Genomic DNA, 17,420 nt, shown 5'->3' with positions numbered 1-17,420 from the left:
GCCGGCCGGATGAGATTCCGGCTCCGTCGGCAGCCCCGCACGGCCGCACGGTGCATGGGTGGAGAAGGCGTCTCGGCGCCCGGCCCCTCTCCCCGACCGCGGAGCGTTCATGTCACCGCTGCCCGTCACCCGTCGTCTGTTCGCCGTACTCCTGCTCCCGCTGGTCGCCCTCGCCGCCGTCGTCGGCGGCCCCGGCGGATCTCCGGCCGCCGCGGTCACCACCGGCGTCCTGGCGGGCGTCGACTGGGACGCACTCGCCCGTTGCGAGAGCGGGGGTCGCTGGCACGCCGCCACCGGGAACGGCTACTACGGCGGGCTGCAGTTCGACGGCGCCACCTGGCGGGCCAACGGCGGCCTCGCCTACGCACCCCGCGCGGACCGGGCGACCCGTGAACAGCAGATCACCGTGGCCGAGAACCTCGCCGCGCGTCGCGGCCTCGCCCCGTGGCCCGCCTGCGGAGCCCACGCCGCCCATGGCAGCGACACCCCCGCTGCCCACGCCGGTCCGCGCACCGGCGCGCACCGCCCCGCGCAGCCACGAGGGCACGCTCCCACCGGCCGCACCGCAAGCACCGACCGCACCGACGGCCACGCCGGCGCCCACGCAGCAGCGGCACCCTCAGCCGTGGAGGACGTCCCGGACGCGGACCGCCCGGGCACCTGGACGGTCCGCGCGGGCGACACCCTCGACGCCATCGCCCAGGCCTCGGGCACCCCCGGCGGCTGGCCCGCCCTCCACGCGCTCAACGACGAGACCATCGGGCCGGACCCCGACCTGCTCCTGCCAGGCCAGGTCCTCGTCCTGACCTGAGCCGCCCCCCGGCCAGGCCCGGGCGGAACGCTCCACGCCGGGGACACCGGCGTGTGCCGGTTCCTCCTGAACGCGCCCGGCCGAGGTCCCGGATCAGCCGCGGACGGTGTTGCGGCGGCGGAGCCGGAAGCCGACGACGACGAGCACGACGGCCACGACCGCCGTACCGATGGCGGCCCAGGTCGCGACGGTCGAGCCGTCGTCGTCCGCGGTGGCCTTCGCCGGGACGTCGGACGTCGCCGTGGCGGTCGCGGGGCCGGGGGCGGGGGGAGCCGGCGTGGCGGCCCCGGAGGTGGTCGGGTCGGCGGTGCCGGTGCCACTGCCGTTCCCGGCGCCGGTGGAGGTGGGGGCGCCGGTGGGGGCGGGTGCGGGGACCGTCGGGCCGGTCACGGTGCCGGGGGTGACGACCGGGGACGGCACGACGGTCGGCCCGACCGGGGTGCCCGCGGTCGGCATCGAACCCACCGGGTCGGTGATGGCGGCGGCCGCCACGTCCAGCTCGCGCTCGCCGTGCCCGAGGTCGGGGAAGGCGCAGTCGACGGTGATCTTCCAGTGGCCGGACGGCAGGACCTCCCGGGTGGTGTAGCTGCCGGGGTGGCCGGGGACGGCGACCAGGCGCCAGGGGCCCACCGCGCGCCCGTCGGAGGAGGTGGCGGCGAGCGAACCGGCGAACCCCTCGACGACCGGGTCGCGGTCGTTCTCGAAGCTGGCGGCGGTGGTGACGTGCCCGTTGTCCACTCCGGTGACTTCCAGGTGGACGGTGTCGCCGTGGGCGGAGGCGGGGACGGCGGGTGCGAGAAGGGCCACCCCGCCGACGGCGAGGGCAGCAGCGACGGAACGGATGCGCATGGGCGGTGCTTCCTCGTGGGGTGAGTGGGATGGCCGGGTGCGGCCGCCGTGGGTTCACGGCGGCCGCACCCGGCCGGCGGTCCTGCCTGCGGTCGCCGACCCTACCCGGGGCCGGCGGACCTGCCCGGGGTCAGGAGGCCTTCTGCAGGGCCCAGCTCTGGTAGGCCTGGCCATTCGGCTGCTGGAGCTCCAGCAGCCGGCCGCCGTAGTACCAGCGGCTGCTGACGCCGAGGACCAGCGACGTGCCGTGGGCAGTGAGGGTGACGCCCCCGTTGGAGGAGTTCACCTGCCACTTCTGCGCGTCCGCGTCGGAGCACGGCTGCTGGGCGACGTACTGGCCGGCCACCGCGTTACCGCCCAGCTGGAGGCACTTGTCGGAGCGCACGGACTTGATCCGCACGGTGCCGGAGCCGGCGTCCTCGAAGGTCCACTTCTGGTTGGCGTAGCCGGTGCGCTGGTAGGAGATCACCGGGGTGCCGTCGTTGAGCGAGCTGCCCCAGAGGTCGACGGCCTGGCCGGTGAACCCGTTCACCACGGTGTAGCGGGTCCCGGGCTGCGGCTTGCCGGAGTCGGCAGCGGTCTTGAAGGTGACGGTGCGACCCGGCTTCGAGACCTTGCCGGCGGCGTCACGGGAGGCGACGGCCACGCTGTACTGGGTGCCCGGGGCGAGCCGGACCAGGCCGACCACCGTGGCGTGGACGGTGCCCAGGGACTGGCCGTTCAGCAGGACGTCGTAGCCACTGGCGCCGTTGGCGGCCGGCCAGCTGAGCATGACCGAGTTCTGGGTGACCTGGCTGACCGTCACGTCAGGGCCGGTGGAACCGGTGGTGGGGGTGGCGGTCGGGGTCGGCGTGGCGGTCGGGGTCGGCGAGGCGGTCGGCGAGGAGGTCGCGGTGGCCGTCGCGGTCGGGGTCGGCGAGGCGGTCGGCGAGGAGGTCGCGGTGGCCGTCGCCGTCGGGGTCGGCGTGGGCGTCCTGGTGGGAGTGGTGGTCGCGGTGGGCGACGGGGTGCCGGTCTTGGTCGGCGTCGGCGTCGGCGTCGGCGTCGGGTTCGGGCCGGTGCCGCCGCCCGCGATCAGGAAGCGGTTGTTGGCGACGTTCCAGTGCGTGGTCAGGTAGCTGCCGGGAGCGGGGTTGGTGTTGTAGTAGTCGTCGTGGCGGCAGTCGAGCCGTTCATCGTGCTTGCTGTCCGGGCAGACGGTCTTCATCTTCGGGTAGTTCGGGGCGTCCGAGTAGCACATCAGGTCCCACTCGTCGACGCAGTGACCGGCCTTGCTGGAGTTCGGAGCGCTGTCGTTGACGGCGCCGAGGTTGTGGCCGAGCTCGTGCGCGGCGGTGGCGCCGTCCCAGCAGCCCGAGTCGCTACGGCCGTACGAGGGGCCGAAGTTGCTCCGGTTGTCCTGGCCGGGACGCTCGTCACCGTCGAAGGTACCGATGCCGCAGTACACCTGGGCGTCGGTGAACATCATGTACTTGCGGTCCTTGCGGTTGAACCCCTGCTTGGCGAGCGCGTTGTTCTGCGAGTTGAAGTCCCTGATCTCGGCGCTGGAGATCTGGACGTTCAGCACCGAGGCGGTGCAGTCGGACTCGGTGACGAAGCGGACGTGCCGCTCGCCGCCGGTCTCCTGGGCGCTGGCGTTGTAGATGACGTCGACGTCCGCGGCCCACTTCTTGAACGAGGCCAGGTACTGGGCGAAACGGTCGTTGCCCGGGGCGTGGACGTACACCACCTGGACGCGGTTGCCGCTGGTGCCGTCACCGTCGCAGACGAGGGCCGAGCCGCTCGCGGCCGCACCGCCGGCAGGGGTGGTCTGCTGCGGGGCGGCGGCCGCGTCGCCGAGCAGCGCCTTGCTTCCGGCGTCCAGGACGGGCGAACCGCCCGCCACCAGGTCGGCGGCGGCCGGCGGCTGGGCGCCGGCCGGCGGGGTCAGCGCGGCTGGCTGCGCAGCGGTCGCGACCACCGGGGCGACGTCCTTGTGGATGTCGACGCCCTGCGGAGGCGCGTCGGGGCCGTGGCTGCACAGCGAACCACCGCTGACCTGCAGCTGGCCGGCGCAGCGGTCGTCGCTGGGCAGGCTCAGGCCGGCGTAGACCAGACCACGCTCGGGCTGCTCCTTGGGTATCTCCTTGAGCGGCGTCGCCTTGGTGTCGCGCTTCGGGGCCGGCGGCTGGGTGCCGTTCTCGGCGGAGCCCGTCTCCCCTTCGTCGTCGACGACCAGGCCGACCGTCTGGCCCGCCCCGAGGCCGTCGGCCGATGCCACGGCCGAGTTGCGGGAGGGTGCGTCCACCACGGTCTGGATTCCCAGTGCGCCCGCGACCAGGCCGGCCGCGACCGCGAGGCCGATCAGTGCCGTCCTGCGGGTCGAGCGCTTCTGCCTGCGACGGCGAAGCTCGCTGCTCCGGTGTCCCATCACGGTCCTTTCCTCGTGTGAGGGCCCGGGGTCCCCCTCTAGCGGGACGGGTCCAGGCCTTCCGACACACAAGAGATCCGGCGGGACGGGCGCCGATAACAGAAACCTCTTTCGAAAGTCGCGGGATCGTTCATCCACGGCCCGGGAACGGTCAGCGCGATCAGCCCCTGTTCGGGGGGCGAGCGGCAGCCACGCGGACCCGGGGTCCCCGCCATCCCTGCAGGTCACGCCACGCCAACGCGGCCTTCACGGAGGCCGGATCGCCGCCACCTGATCGTTCCATCTCGCTTTTCGACCAGTGTTGTTGACGCATTGTCTTGCAATATCCGACTTCCCATCACCTTCACAGGGCGGGCCTTGACGCGGGAAGTTCCTTCCGGCCAACATCCTCTACCGGCGAGTAGAGGAGCCACCGCGGAAGGCCCGGCGCCCGCTTCCGCGACATCGGATGCCGAGGCGCTCCCGTGCGGCCCGCGACGTTCGCGCCCCGCCCCCGCGCCGCACGGCGGCCGTTCGAACACACACCCCCATCGGGGCGCACAGAGGAGAAGAGACGATGCCGGATTCGGCGACCGACCTGGCCGCGGATGCCGAACTGGCACGTGCGATCCGGGCGGGCCACGAACGGGGCCTGACGGCACTCGCCGACGCGGCGCAGCGCCACAGGGAATCGCTGGTGGCCTACGCCGGACTGTTCTGCGCGGAGGACCGCGCTGCGGAAGAGCTCGCGGACGAGGCCTTCGAGCGAACCCTGGAGGCCGTCCGCACCGGCGCCGGACCGACGGCGAGCTGGCGGCCCTACCTGCTGGCCGAGGTGAGGAGAGCCGCGGCCGACCGGGCCGACACCGGACGCGAAGCGGCGCTGAGCGACGGCTTCGCCGCCTGGCTCGGCACACTGCCGCGCGCGGATCCCGCCGACCCGTCGGCGCGCGCGGCGGTTGCGGCGGCGGAGGCGGATGCGTTCCTCCTGCGCGCGTTCCTGAGCCTGCCGGAGCACCGGCAGGCGGCGCTGTGGCACTGTCTCGGGGAGCCGATCGGTGGCGGTGGCCCGCGGCCGGCGCCTCGACCGGAACCCGACCCACCGGCCCGGCAGGTCCTCTACGACGCCTATCTGCAGGTGTACGCCGCACGGGTACCCCGGCGATCGTGTCGCCACCTGATCGCCGCCCTGGGGGAGTTCGTCCGGCACGGCATCACCGACGACACGGCGGACCTCGATCGCCACCTCTCACGGTGCGACAGCTGTGGTCACGCCCGAACGACGCTGACCGCCATCGACCAGTGGCAACGACCGCTCCTGCTCCGCGAATTGCTGCTGTGGACGGGAGATCCGTCGTCGCCCGCCCTGCCGGCGGTGGCGGCCGGTCCCCGGCGGACGCCGACGGTCGCACCACGACCCGCTCCGCGCCCCCGCGCGTGGCTGCCGAACACCGCCGCCCGTCGCCCCGGCGGGCGGCGCGCGCTGGCGGCCCTCACCGCCGCAGGGACCTGCGCCGTGGCGGCGCTGGTCATCGCCGGCGCGGCCTCCACGACCACGTCCCCGGCCGGGGCACATCCCCCACCGACCGCCACTGCCGTCCCCCGCCCCGGCCCCACGGAGTCGGCGCCCCCGCCCAGGCCCCCGAACACGGGAACCGCGACCTTCACGGGCCCGCCTTCGGATTCTCGGTCGGAGTCCCCCTCCCCCGCCCTGCCGCCCACCCCTTCGCCCACGCCGTCGCCCACAGCATCGGCGGCACCGGCCTCGGCCTCCCCGTCCCACGGCGACTCGACCACCTGGGCCACGGCCGACCCCTCCCCCACCCCGTCGACCCCACCGCCGACCGTGGTCGTGGCACCCCCACCGACCGTGCCCGTCGGCTTCCCCCTCCTCAACCGGAGCTCGGGCCTGTGCGTCGGCATCGTCGACCGGAGCGCCGACAGCCCCCTGCAGCTCCAGAAGTGCACCGGTCAGGCGTCCCAGCGCTGGGAGCGCCTGGCCGCCGATCAGGACATCTACCAGCTCCGCAACGTGGCGACGGGACTGTGCCTGGACGGCACCACCGCCGGCGGGAACACGGTCGCGGTGGTCCTCCGGAGCTGCCGCTCCGGCACGCAACGCGCTCAGCAGCTCTGGCGGTTCGAACCGGACGCCAGAACCGGCGCCGTCCGCCTGTGGTTCGTCCCACCGGTCCCGTCGAGCGACTACGCCTCGCACCTGCTCGGCCCCTACAACTGGCCGGAGGCCGACCCGCCGCGCACCGGCTCACCGCTCGTCCAGCTGCCCGACTACTACCACTCCGCCAGCTTCCTGTTCACCACGGGATGACCGATTCAGCCGTGCCGTACGCCGCCCGTGCCGTGGCGTCGCTCACCGCCGCCCGCGCCGGATCCTGCCGATCGGCCCGTGGGGAGTCGGCTGCCGAGGAATCGGACCTCGCCATCCCGGAGGGAGGAGGGTAGCGGCCCGCTTGCGCCGCACACCGAAAGCCAGCCGGTCGACCGCGCTGACACAGGGATGTCGGTGGCCCCTGCGATGCTCCCCGTCATGGGGAGATGTACGTGGGGAGACAGGACCGGCGTCGTGACGCCCGCAGCCACTGCGGTCGGCAAGCACCACCCTGCCGAGGAAGAGACGACTGCCCCGCCCTCAGGGCTGGGCAACCTTCCGGCTTCGCACAGGGTGAGTGGATCGTGAGCGCGTCGAGGGCAGGCTCGATGCGAGCCGAAGCACGGTTCCGAGCGCGCGTGGCCGACCTGGGTGGCGAGGTCCTCGAAACCGAGTGGCTCGGCACCCGGAAGCCTCACCGGGTGAGATGCGGGGCGGGACACGAGCACGCGAGCTATCCGACCAATGTCCTGGCCGGCAAGGGTATCTGCCGCACCTGCGCGCACCGGGCACGTTCCCAGGAGGCCGAAGCGGCCTTCCGTCAGCGGGTGACCGAACTGGGCGGGGTCGTGCTTGAAGAGGGTTGGCTCGGCAACCACGTGCCTCACCGTGCCCGTTGTGTCGACGGGCACGCATGCGCACCGCGACCGTCCAAGGTGCAGCAGGGCGAAGGGATCTGCTCCACGTGCGCCGGAAACAACAAGGAGGTGGCCGAGGGCGCCTTCCGGGACGCTCTTGCGACGGTGGGCGCATCACTCCTGGAACCGGTGTACCTCGGCGCGAACGAGCCGCACCGGGTTCGCTGCGCCGGCGGGCACGAATGCCGCCCCAGGCCGGCCCTGGTGCGACGTGGCGCAGCCATCTGCCAGACCTGCACCGGGCGGGACCCGAAGATCGTCGAAGCGAGGTTCAGGTCCCGGGTCGCGGAGCTGGGGGGCATCGTCCTCGAGCCGCAGTGGCTCGGAGCGACCACGCCTCATCGAGTCCGATGCGCCCAGGGCCACGTGAGTGCTCCATGGCCGTCCAGCGTCGGGCAGGGGCGGGGGATCTGCCGTGTCTGCGCCGGAAGGGACCCGAGGACCGCCGAGGCCGCCTTCCGCACAAGGGTTGCCGAGCTTGGAGGAACGGTCCTTGAGCCCGAGTGGCTCGGCAATCACACGCCGCATCAGGTGCGGTGCGCCAAGGGGCACACGGGAACGCCCACCCCGAGCAACGTGCGTGCGGGGTGCGGCATATGCCGCATCTGCGCAGGCAAGGCCTGGGACGTCTTCTACGTCGTCACGGACGACGTCGACGAGGTCGTCAAGTTCGGCATCACCTCCGGAGACCCGCGTCTACGCCTGTCCCACCACGAGCGGGACGGGCTCGACCGGATCGTCCGCCTGCTGGAAGGCAATCCCGAAGCACGCAGGCTGGAGACCCTCTGTATAGCCGCCATGCGGGACGCCGGCGAGAAGCCCGTTAGGGGACGCGAGTACTTCCACATCCGCGCTCTGGGAACCATTCTGGATCTCGTCGACGGCTGGGCCGAGGCTTCGGGGGGGACGGCGCCACGGTCAGCCCCCACCGCGCCGGCGCGCGGGCCGGCACGGTGAAGCGGCTGACGCCATGACAGCAGCCGGCACGCTGAACGCAGTCCGCGTCTGCGCCCCCAGCGGGCCCGTGCTGTGCCGGTGGCGCGGTGGCCGGGGATAATCGCTTCCCGTGGGCTGAGCAGGGTGATAGACACCCCGGGTGCAAAACACTCTCGAGTTCTCCGACCTCCTGCGGCTGATCGACGAACGGTCGACCGCGTTCCGTGCCGCGGTCGCCTCCGCACCCGACCTCGACGCCCGGGTGCCCACCTGCCCCGAGTGGACACTGTTCGACCTGGCGCAGCACCTGGGCGGAGGCGACCGGTTCTGGGCCGCCATCGTCGGCGCGGGTCCCGCCGACGCCCCGCCGGCCGACGCCGCCGCCGAGCGGGCGGCCTTGGCCCCGCCTCGGGAGCGCGACGCCCTGGTGGCCTGGCTGGACGAGTCGACGCAGCTGCTGCTCGGCACGCTGCGGGAGGCGGGCCCGGACGCCGGCTGCTGGGCGTGGTGGAGTGGTCTGCAGACGCCGCGGACCTCCGGCGGGGTCGCCCGGCACCGGGTCCAGGAGACCGCGGTGCACACCTACGACGCCCTGCTCGCCGCGGGCGCCCCTCAGCCGCTGCCGGTCGAGGTGACCCTCGACGGTCTCGAGGAGTTCCTCTTCACCTGCGTCGCGACGGCCAGCGCCTGGCCGCACAAGCCCACCGCCTTCGACTTCCACGCCGCCGAGGGGCGCTCCTGGCGCCTCACGGTCGACGGCGACGGCGCCCGGACCGCCCGCCTGCCCACCGTTACCGACGGCGCGGGCCCGGACGCACCCGGTGTCTCCGCCCACGCCACGGCCGGTGAACTGATCCTCTTCCTCTACGACCGCGTCACGGCGGACGCCATCCGGATCGAAGGCGACGCCGAACTGTTCGACCTGCTCCGTGCCTGGGAGCCGGAGCAGTAGGACCTCACAGGGCCCGGGCATCGGCAGCCTCGGACCGGGTCACCCGGTCCGAGGCTGCCGATGCCCACTGGTGTGCTCGCCGACACTCGACCCGACGGGGTCGGTCGGCCGGGTGCCGGAGTCTCGGCGCCGTCGGCCGCGCAGGTGATCAGCAGGTCGTGCTGCGCCTCGGGGAGCCGCGCCACGGCCATGGTCCAGGGCGGCGTCCTCGTCTACCCGCCCCTGTGCCACGGCGAACCCACCGCGGAGGGCCCCAGTACCTACGAGACCGGCGTGGTCGGCCACGGCACCGACGCCGGCCGAGCTCGCCGGCCTCGTCGCCGCGCAGGTCCGCACCTGGGGCACCGCGGCATCGGCCGACGCATCCTCTACGGCCGCCAGGCCGCCGTCCTCGCCTGCGCCCCCACTGGCGACCTGCCTGGCGCCGCCCTCGCCCAGCGGGAGGGGCAAACCAGCCCGGCGACCCGTGGGAGGACGCGGTGACCGCCGTACTCACCGCGCTGTGCGCCCCGGCGACCAGCAGGCAGCCGACCATGCGATCGGCCACCGCACCAGCGGGCCGGACGAGGGCCTGGACGTCCTCACCACCCGCCTCACGCTGGCCGACGTCGACACCGCCGACCCCGACACGCCCGCCCCCCGAAACCTCCTCGCCCACCTGACCAGCCGAACGGGTGAATCCGGCGACGGCTACGCACTGCGCGGCCTCTTCGCCCACGAGGGCGTCCGACGCCCTCTCGACCCGGGCCGGCGCGCGGCACTCGAACGAGCTCTCGCCGCCTGCGCACCGGGCTCCGCCACCCTGCCGGACCCCCGCGCAGCCGGTTGGAGGAGGCGTCGCAGCACGCGCGCGGGGTGCTCGAAAAGTCCTGATTCGACCCGGGCTCGCCCGGAGGGAATCCGCTTGAGCGCCGCGTTCGAACAGCACCATCATCAGTCACCTCAGTTCGCGCGAACCCGTCCAACTCAGTTTTACGCGTGTGCACTTGCCATGACGTTCGCCGACGGCCGGCTCCGCACACACTCGAACACCAGCCACGTCTGGAGGCCTTGTGGACAACCCCACCGGCCAGGTCGCCGGCATCACCTCTTCCGGCCGGTCGGCCGTACCGGCCCGCGATTCAGGGGAGTCTGTTCAGTGATCGACTTCGACGCACTCACGAACCTCGCCGCGCACGAGAGCATCGAACGGATCGGCGTCGGCGTGGTGGTCCGGGACACCTCGGGACGGATTCTGATGATCCACAGGTCGGCTCACGACGTCCTACCCGGCTTGTGGGAGTACCCCGGCGGCGGTCGGGAGGAGAGCGAGACGGTGCCCGAGGGCGCGGCCCGCGAGCTGGCCGACGGGACCGGGCTCACCGGCGTGCCGCTGGAGTACGCGCGGCATCTCGACTTCACCGACCAGCGCGGGCGGCGCGTGCGCCAGTTCGTCTTCACCGCTGTCGCGCCCGACGACACCGTGATCGTCCGGGCCTACCGCCTCGACCTCGCCGCCGAGAACCCCGCGGTGATCGCCCGGCGCCGCCTGGTCGCCGTCATCCACGAACAAGCCGGCACCGAGTACCCCGTCCCGGTCTGCGGCTACGTCTTCGACGGCGGCGTCCTCACGCCCGGGCAGCAGGCCCGGATCCGGCTCGACCCCTCCGAGCACACCGAGTGGCGGTTCGAGACCGCCCACGACTGGCGAAGGCTCATGCAACCCGCCCGCTACCAACGGCTCCGCCAGGTCCTGCGCGCCCACCGCTCCGGCGTCCCCTTGTACCTGGAGCGCCCCGCTACGGCCGACGACGACTTCGAGGGCGTCCTTGTCTTCGTCACCGACGCCGCCGGCCGGTTGCTGATGCACCATCGCGAAGACCGGCCGGGCATGCCGTGGCCCGGCGTATGGACCCCGGTCGGCGGCTGGCGCGAGGCCGACGAGAGGGCCGAGGAGACCGCGGTGCGCGAGGTCCGCGAGGAGGCCGGCATCGAGATCACCGGACTGCGGGCCCTCCCCGACCCGCCCGACGACCTCGGCCTGCCGCTCACCCGCGTCCTGCACGCCGAACGGGACGGCGAGGAGATCGATCTGCGGCTCGGTGACGAGGGTCTGGCCGTGCGCATGGTCCCCCTCGACGAAGTGCTCGCCCTCAAGGTCCCGCCCTACATGCAGCACTACCTGCCGATGCTCGTCGAGGCGACCGGCCTGCCGTCCGGGAGGGCCTCGTGAATCCGCTCGACAGCACCCGCCGTCCCGCCGTGCCCCGCCCGGCCCGGACGGAGCCGCCGACCCTGGTCGTCGGCGTCCACCTCGTCCTGCTCAACGGCGACACCGTGCTGCTCGGTCGACGCCACAACACCGCCTACGCGAACGGCCTGTGGCACCTTCCGGCCGGACACATGGAGCCCGGCGAGACGATCACCCGCGCGATGACGCGCGAGGCCCAGGAGGAACTCGGCATCCTCATCGCCGAGGACGACCTCGCGCTCGTCCACACCCTGCACCACCTCGACGCCGACGACGGCCGCAGCCGCCTCCAGCTGTTCTTCCGCCCCGCCCGCCATGACGGCCAGGTCCGCAACGCCGAACCGCACAAGTGCGACGCACTGCGCTTCTGGCCGCTCGACCGACTCCCGACCAATACCGTCCCCTACTCCGTCCACGCGCTCGGCGAGATCACCCGCGGCCGCACCCTGTCCACCGTCGGCTGGCCGACGTGAGCACCCCCACCGTTCCCCACGACGTGTGCCGGCTGATACGCGAAACGGCAGGGGCGCACGAGCAGCTGGGCGTGCGATCCCACGACCTCGCCGGGCACCCGAGCGTCTGGGAGGTCCTGGCCGACGGCGGGCGCCGCCTGTTCGCCAAACGCCACAAGCACGCACTCATGCAAGAACGGGAAACCGCCGCCTACCGGCTGCTCACACCGGCCCTTGGCGAAGGCCGGACGCCGGCTCTGCTCGCCCCCACCGCTCTCGCCTACCGCCACGGCGACTTCGGCCCGCGGAACCGGCTCGTGCGCCGCGACGGCGACCGGCTGACGCTCGGGCTGACCGACTTCGAACGCAGCCACGTCGAGGCCCCGGCCCGGCGCGACCTGCTGCGCGTCACCCTCAGCTCACACCCCACCAGCCCGACCTGCGGGCAGCGTTCACCGCCGGGTACGGGCGCGACCTCACCCCGCAGGAGCGGGCGGCGTGCCGGGCGTGGGCCGCGATCGACTGCCCCGCCGCCCTGCGCTGGGCCCTGGACCATCACCGGGACGAGGAGGTCACCGCCCGCACCGTCCTCGTCCTGCTGCGCGGCCCGACCCCGTCGCGTGAACACCCCAACTCCCCCCTACCGGTTGGAGCACCCATGCAGTCCCTGCGCCAGGCCGTCTGCGTCATCGTCCACGACGAGAAGGCGGGCAAGGTCGCCTGCGTCCACTACGCCAACGACTCCTGGTCCACGGTCCCCGCCTGGACCGTCCCCGGCGGCAAGGCCGAGGACGGCGAACGCCTCGATGAGGCCGCCGCCCGCGAACTGCGCGAGGAGACGGGCCTGGTCGTCGCCGCCGAGGACCTGCGGCTGGTCCACACCATCCAGGTCAAGGCCGGATGGGACGGCAAGGGCCCGTTCCTGCTCTCGGTCTTCGCCGCGACCTCGTGGCGGGGCGAGCTGACGAACACCGAGCCGGACAAGCACCTCGCCGTCCTGTGGATGGACGCCGACGCACTGCCCACCCCCATGTTCCCCACCTCCCACGCCGCCCTCACCGCCTACCTCTCCGGCGACCGCCGGGGCTTCTCCACCTACGGCTGGGACGCCTCGGAGGACCTGCGCGCCCTGGTCGGGACCTGACGTGCCCGGCCGCCACCGCCGCCCGCCCACCAGCGAGCAGGCGGCCCTGCCCGCCAACGTCGACCTACGGCTCCTCGCCCACCTACGGCGACCAGCTGGCGGACGCCTTCGAGGTGCTGCTGGGCCCGGGATGCGCCGAGGCGAACTGCTGGGCCTGTGCTGGCCCGAGGTGCATCTGACCGAGCGCAATACTGCTGGTGCGGTGGAACCTCACCGCCGTCGACAACAACCACCTCCACCTGGGTCACCCCAAGACCAGGGCGGGCCGCAACTGGGTCAGCCTGTCTGCTCGGGTCGTCGCCGCGCTGGAGCGGCGGGCGTCGGCCGCGCGGTCGAGCCTGCCGGAGGGAACGCCGCTCGAAGGGCTCGTGTCTTCTGCCAGCCGGACGGCGCGCCGCTGCGACCGCAACAGCTCCTGGTCACGCTGCGCCGCAGGTCGGCAGAGATCGGCCTCCCGCGGATCGGGGTGCACGACCTGCAGCACACAGCCGCCAGCATCATGATCAGCTCTGAGGTCCCGCTGGCTGTAGTGTCGGGGACGTTGCGACACTCGACGTTGTCGACCACAGTCAACATCTACGGCCATCTGCGTCCCGCACGCCGCGCGCGATGCTGTCACCGCCCTGTGCCAGGCGCTCGACGACGCCTCGCTGCCTTCCGCCGCCCCCGACAGCGAAGCGTCAGACCTTCCGGACACCGCGTAGCTGGCAGGACGTCACCAGGGCCATGTGCCCGGCCATCACGTCGCCATCACCGTTCACCCGAACGAGAACAGCGGGCCTGCCGTTTCGGGCAAACCCGCTGGTCACATACGTCGGGGCGACAGGATTTGAACCTGCGACCCCTTGACCCCCAGCGGTCGAAAGGCTGTCCGACTGGTGTTCAGCGGTCCGAATCCCGCAGGTCAGGGCCTACCTCGTTCGCCACGCATGACGCCTGATGCCACCTCATGGCGCCCAGTCCGTGAGAGGCGCGTGAGAGGCAGCCCGCCGCCGGAATGCTCGACGCAAACCCGCTGGAGATGAATCGGCTCCCGGCAATCACCCGGCCGCACCAGCAGCCGGAACGCCACCCGACAAACCGACCTGGTCCAAGCAACGTACGTCGGCTCCACCCCGTTCCCACCCCCCGGGATTGATGACGGCGACCGACGCCCCCCTGAACGGGCTGCGCGACGCGATGTCCCCAACCTCACAGGACAGAACACATAGCAACCCCCAGCAGGGGTGCACACGCGCACCCGCGAACGGCAGTGCCACCGGTCGCCTCAGCACTTGGCGGTCCCGCGACCTCCGCACTCCGGTGGACCGCTTCCCGCACGCACCGGCGACGTGGTGCTAACTTCTCCGGGGTAGACGGTGAACGACATTTCCGTACCTCGGCGTTGAGGTGATCGATGACCAACTCGGCAGTAGCGACGTTCCACCGCATGGAAGGGTTCTACGCCCCCGCTGCGGGTGGTACCCGGAGTGTTCAGGAGAGCTTCTCGGCGCTCGACTTCGAGGTGCGCTTTCTGGCCCTCCTGGCCACCTCCACCCTCCGCGCGAGCGGCCTTCCCGTGCCCCCGATCGGCCGGTCACCCGGCCTGGGCGAGTGGATCTCCCTTCTCCGAGATCTCCGTTCACGTCTCAACGATGCCGAGGCAGGTGGCGCGGCAAGCCATGTAGGGAACGCCGTAACCTGTGCCCTGGCCCGATACGACGAAGGGATACCTGGCGCTCCCTCCGGACTCCGGGGCACCAAACAGCTGCGCGACCACGTGAGCCACGGCGGAGCGGTCCCGCCAGGTCTGTCGGACACCGTGGACGCACTCGTCAGGGCAATCTCCGACATCGTCGCGGCCTGTCTGGCCAACGCCACGGTCTCGGTCACCGACACGGGCGACCCGGAGTTGCGCCCGGCCTTCGTCTGGCCCGACGCCGAGATCGGACTCTGGCCCTTCCTCTACGCGAAGGCGGACGACAGCTGGCACGTGTTCTCCAGGTTCGTCGGCAAGGATCCGTCGTTCCTCGCCTTCGGGGCACCGGCTTACCGGTCCACTCTCAGCGCGGGGCCGATCCCGGGCTCGCTCAACCAGTTACTCAAACCACGACACCTGTCAGACCTCCGGGAGGCTTTCCGACGGGATGTCGAGAGTGATCTCACGGCCTTTGCCGACCTGCTCGCCCCGCCCCCGGAGTACTTCGACCACGAGCACGGGTTCGGCTATGAGTGGGGTAAGTCGACCAGCGAGGGCACCGAACACCGCAGGGACTACTTCCGCCTCGGTCCCGACGGCCCCCAGTGGCAGGACGAGGACGCATGGGTCCCCTACCGCGTCTACCTCCGCCGACTGGCCAACTGGCCCGTCGTCGCTGGCCGGCTGCGGCGCACGCTGGACCAGATCGAGCGCCAGATCACCGGCGAGGAGAGCGAGCAGCTCGGCTGGAAGGCAGAGATCGCCGCTCACCGGGAGGCACGCGTCCAGGTCACCGACTACGACGGCACGAACGCCCAGCAGCAGGGATTCTCCGAGCTGATCGACGGCGTGGACGACGACCTCGGTGTGGAGAAGGGGGCCACCCAGGTCGTCTTCATCAACGGTGAGGCTGGGATCGGAAAGACGCGCGCGATGGTCAAGGCCGCGCGGGACCGGGCCCTGGAGGTGGAACGGAACGAGGGCAACTCGATCGGCGACCTCCCGCTCTTCCTCTATGTGCGGTCCACCGGCCGGGTCCTGGAGGGTCTCGACGCCGCGGTCAACAACGCCGTGATCTGGACAGAGAACCTCAACGAGAACCGCGTCAAGTGCCTCTGCCGCAACGGCCTGGTGGCCCTGCTCATCGACGGCTTCGACGAGTTGCTCGGCGGAGCCGCGTACAGCGATGCCCTCGAATCCCTGAAGGGCTGGCTCAACGCCCTGGGCGGTCGGGGAGTTCTGGTGGTCTCCGCGCGCTCCTCTTACTACGTGAACCAGTACCGGTCCAGTGTCCAACGCGCCAAGGGCGGGGGCGCGGCGGTCCGCCACCGGATCGCCGAGGTCCTGCGTTGGACCCCCGATCAGATCCGCTCCTTCCTAAACGACTATGGCGTCCCGGCGTCACGCTTCCAGAATCTGTCCACCGGGGACAAGGAACTACTCGGTCTTCCCTTCTTCGCCCGGGCCTTCGCGGAGATGTGCCGTGCGGGGGACTACAACCAGGAGTCCGGCACCGCCACCTCGTTCACCGAGCGACTCCTGGGCCACTACATCCTGCGGGAGGAACGCAAGCTCACTCCCATCGCCGGAAGCGCATCGGGGCTCCTCGACCGCAGCGAACTGCGGCGCACGTTCGAGTATGTCGCGGAGATCATGGCCGAGAGCCATGAACGCGAGGTCGACTCCGACGAATTGGAGATGGCCGCGACGATAGCGCTAGACTTGGCCGACGTGGCGGAACTGGACGACCGGGAAGGCCTCCGGGACCGGCTACAGGTGCTGTGCGGACTGGCGGCCGGCGCAACGGCCAACGGTCCCAGGCGGTTCCGGTTCCAGCACGAACTCTTCTTCGACTACTTTCTAGCCGGGATCGTTACGCGCCACCTCGACGAGCGGCACTTCGCGGCCTTCCACCGACTCCTGAGCCGGTCGGAGTGGCGGACGGCCACCGTGAACGCCGTGGTCGAGGCGGTCGACGCAGCTCGCATCGTCGACGCGCTGGCCGGCTTCCCCCCGGAGGCGACGCGCCAGGACGAGGGCTTCCACGACGGAGTTCTCGCGACCAACCTCGGCAGCATGTGGTCCGCAGTGATCCGGGCCACCCGGACGATGCCATCGGTGCCGATCCTGGGCGCCACCTTCGCCGGCCAGCTCGACCTCACCGACATCGAGGCGGACAACGCCAAACTGGTCGACTGCCACGTGGAGAAGCTGATCCTCCCGGCGGCCGTCGACTGGCACATCAGGCTCGACGGGACCCACGTCAAGAGGATCACGACAGGTGTGGGCAGAACCGATCTGACGGGGCTGACCGGCGTCGTGCACAAGGAGGTGGTGGAGCTCTACCTACGTCCCGACCGCTACCGGTCCCGTCGTCAGGAGATCCTTGAGGCACTGTTGACGTGCGGAGCTGCTGTCGTCGACGCTCCGGCACCGTCCAGCGGCACCGACTCAGTATTGACGGAGGCATCGCGCCACTACCTCAGGCACCTCATGGAGCATGCCCAGTCAACCCTTATCCTCAAGGACGACCATCAGCCCGAGGACCACCGCCTGAAGTGGACACAGGAGTACGAGGGCGAGTGGAAGCCCTTCATCAGTGCGCTTCGCGAATCCGATCTGGCCCGGTTGGAGAACCTCGCGGCCAAGGGCTCCAAGAAGGTCCGCCTGAGGCTAAACCTCGGTGCCGCGATCATCCTTGACGAAACGTCTGAGGACCCAAAGATCCTCAGCTTCTGGGAAAGGGTGAAGCAGTAGTCACGGCGTCGTAGGCCGGCGGACAGCCGAAGCAGATCAAGGGGAGGTGGGCAATGCTCAAGATCTGTGAACAATACGGAGGGCTCACCTCCCCGACTGATCCCGTGATGGTCATCTAGTAGCAACGCCGTTCAGCTAGGGCGATCTGGGCGGCGTCAAGGGTCGGTTGTAAGCATGTTGATGCTGATCGTGGCT

At 71.6% G+C, this 17,420-nt stretch carries 11 protein-coding genes; 9 read left to right on the top strand and 2 right to left on the bottom strand.

The genetic code is table 11. The features are described from left to right. Window positions 1–109 precede the first annotated feature (109 nt). Entirely contained in the window at window positions 110–811 is a 702-nt protein-coding gene (locus MCM47_RS42580; protein WP_305067985.1) for a transglycosylase family protein, read from the top strand. A gap of 93 nt (window positions 812–904) precedes the next feature. Here the strand turns inward: MCM47_RS42580 and MCM47_RS15530 are convergent, their stop codons facing one another. Together MCM47_RS15530 and MCM47_RS15525 are read right to left on the bottom strand one after the other, a co-directional pair. Then, window positions 905–1,660: a hypothetical protein gene (locus MCM47_RS15530; protein ID WP_238862203.1), complete on the bottom strand. Its 756-nt coding sequence runs from the start codon at window positions 1,658–1,660 to the stop codon at window positions 905–907. Window positions 1,661–1,790: 130 nt separating this feature from the next. Beyond that, complete coding sequence (locus MCM47_RS15525) at window positions 1,791–4,070, bottom strand: RICIN domain-containing protein (RefSeq protein ID WP_238862637.1); 2,280 nt, start codon at window positions 4,068–4,070, stop codon at window positions 1,791–1,793. Between the two features lie 556 nt (window positions 4,071–4,626). Between MCM47_RS15525 and MCM47_RS15520 the strand changes: the two genes are divergently transcribed. The 8 genes from MCM47_RS15520 (at window position 4,627) to MCM47_RS15490 (ending at window position 17,225) form a co-directional block, all read left to right on the top strand. Further along, window positions 4,627–6,378 (top strand): RICIN domain-containing protein, encoded by a 1,752-nt coding sequence (locus tag MCM47_RS15520; RefSeq protein ID WP_238862202.1) that lies wholly within the window; start codon window positions 4,627–4,629, stop codon window positions 6,376–6,378. Window positions 6,379–6,797: 419 nt separating this feature from the next. Continuing rightward, on the top strand, window positions 6,798–8,033 hold the full coding sequence (locus MCM47_RS15515) for a hypothetical protein (protein WP_238862201.1): 1,236 nt from the start codon (window positions 6,798–6,800) through the stop codon (window positions 8,031–8,033). A gap of 139 nt (window positions 8,034–8,172) precedes the next feature. Beyond that, a complete protein-coding gene (locus MCM47_RS15510; protein WP_238862200.1) occupies window positions 8,173–8,964 on the top strand; it encodes a maleylpyruvate isomerase family mycothiol-dependent enzyme in 792 nt (263 codons plus the stop codon). A 1,138-nt stretch (window positions 8,965–10,102) separates the two neighbouring features. Further along, complete coding sequence (locus MCM47_RS15505) at window positions 10,103–11,176, top strand: NUDIX hydrolase (protein WP_238862199.1); 1,074 nt, start codon at window positions 10,103–10,105, stop codon at window positions 11,174–11,176. After that, window positions 11,173–11,667, top strand: coding sequence for an NUDIX domain-containing protein (locus tag MCM47_RS15500; protein ID WP_238862198.1), 495 nt, complete (start codon window positions 11,173–11,175; stop codon window positions 11,665–11,667). The genes MCM47_RS15505 and MCM47_RS15500 overlap by 4 nt, the downstream gene beginning before the upstream one ends. Window positions 11,668–12,304: 637 nt before the next feature. After that, entirely contained in the window at window positions 12,305–12,790 is a 486-nt protein-coding gene (locus MCM47_RS15495; protein WP_238862197.1) for an NUDIX domain-containing protein, read from the top strand. 130 nt (window positions 12,791–12,920) lie between these two features. Then, window positions 12,921–13,730 carry a tyrosine-type recombinase/integrase gene (locus MCM47_RS44020; protein ID WP_374209134.1) on the top strand — a complete coding sequence of 270 codons (810 nt, stop codon included), beginning with the start codon at window positions 12,921–12,923 and terminating at the stop codon, window positions 13,728–13,730. Window positions 13,731–14,219: 489 nt separating this feature from the next. Next, window positions 14,220–17,225, top strand: a complete 3,006-nt coding sequence (locus tag MCM47_RS15490; protein WP_238862196.1) for an NACHT domain-containing NTPase — start codon at window positions 14,220–14,222, stop codon at window positions 17,223–17,225. Window positions 17,226–17,420: the final 195 nt, after the last annotated feature.

It is taken from the genome of Kitasatospora sp. A2-31, assembly GCF_022288725.1.
Lineage (GTDB): Bacteria > Actinomycetota > Actinomycetes > Streptomycetales > Streptomycetaceae > Kitasatospora.
This window is presented reverse-complemented; position numbering and strand designations above follow the sequence as displayed.

What these genes read in the sequence shown, in the direction of transcription:
- MCM47_RS15530 (WP_238862203.1), bottom strand. Translation starts at nt 1,660, where the DNA reads ATGCGCATCCGTTCCGTCGCTGCTGCCCTCGCCGTCGGCGGGGTGGCC.
- MCM47_RS15490 (WP_238862196.1), top strand. Translation starts at nt 14,220, where the DNA reads ATGGAAGGGTTCTACGCCCCCGCTGCGGGTGGTACCCGGAGTGTTCAG.
- MCM47_RS15520 (WP_238862202.1), top strand. Translation starts at nt 4,627, where the DNA reads ATGCCGGATTCGGCGACCGACCTGGCCGCGGATGCCGAACTGGCACGT.
- MCM47_RS44020 (WP_374209134.1), top strand. Translation starts at nt 12,921, where the DNA reads ATGCGCCGAGGCGAACTGCTGGGCCTGTGCTGGCCCGAGGTGCATCTG.
- MCM47_RS15495 (WP_238862197.1), top strand. Translation starts at nt 12,305, where the DNA reads ATGCAGTCCCTGCGCCAGGCCGTCTGCGTCATCGTCCACGACGAGAAG.
- MCM47_RS15525 (WP_238862637.1), bottom strand. Translation starts at nt 4,070, where the DNA reads ATGGGACACCGGAGCAGCGAGCTTCGCCGTCGCAGGCAGAAGCGCTCG.
- MCM47_RS42580 (WP_305067985.1), top strand. Translation starts at nt 110, where the DNA reads ATGTCACCGCTGCCCGTCACCCGTCGTCTGTTCGCCGTACTCCTGCTC.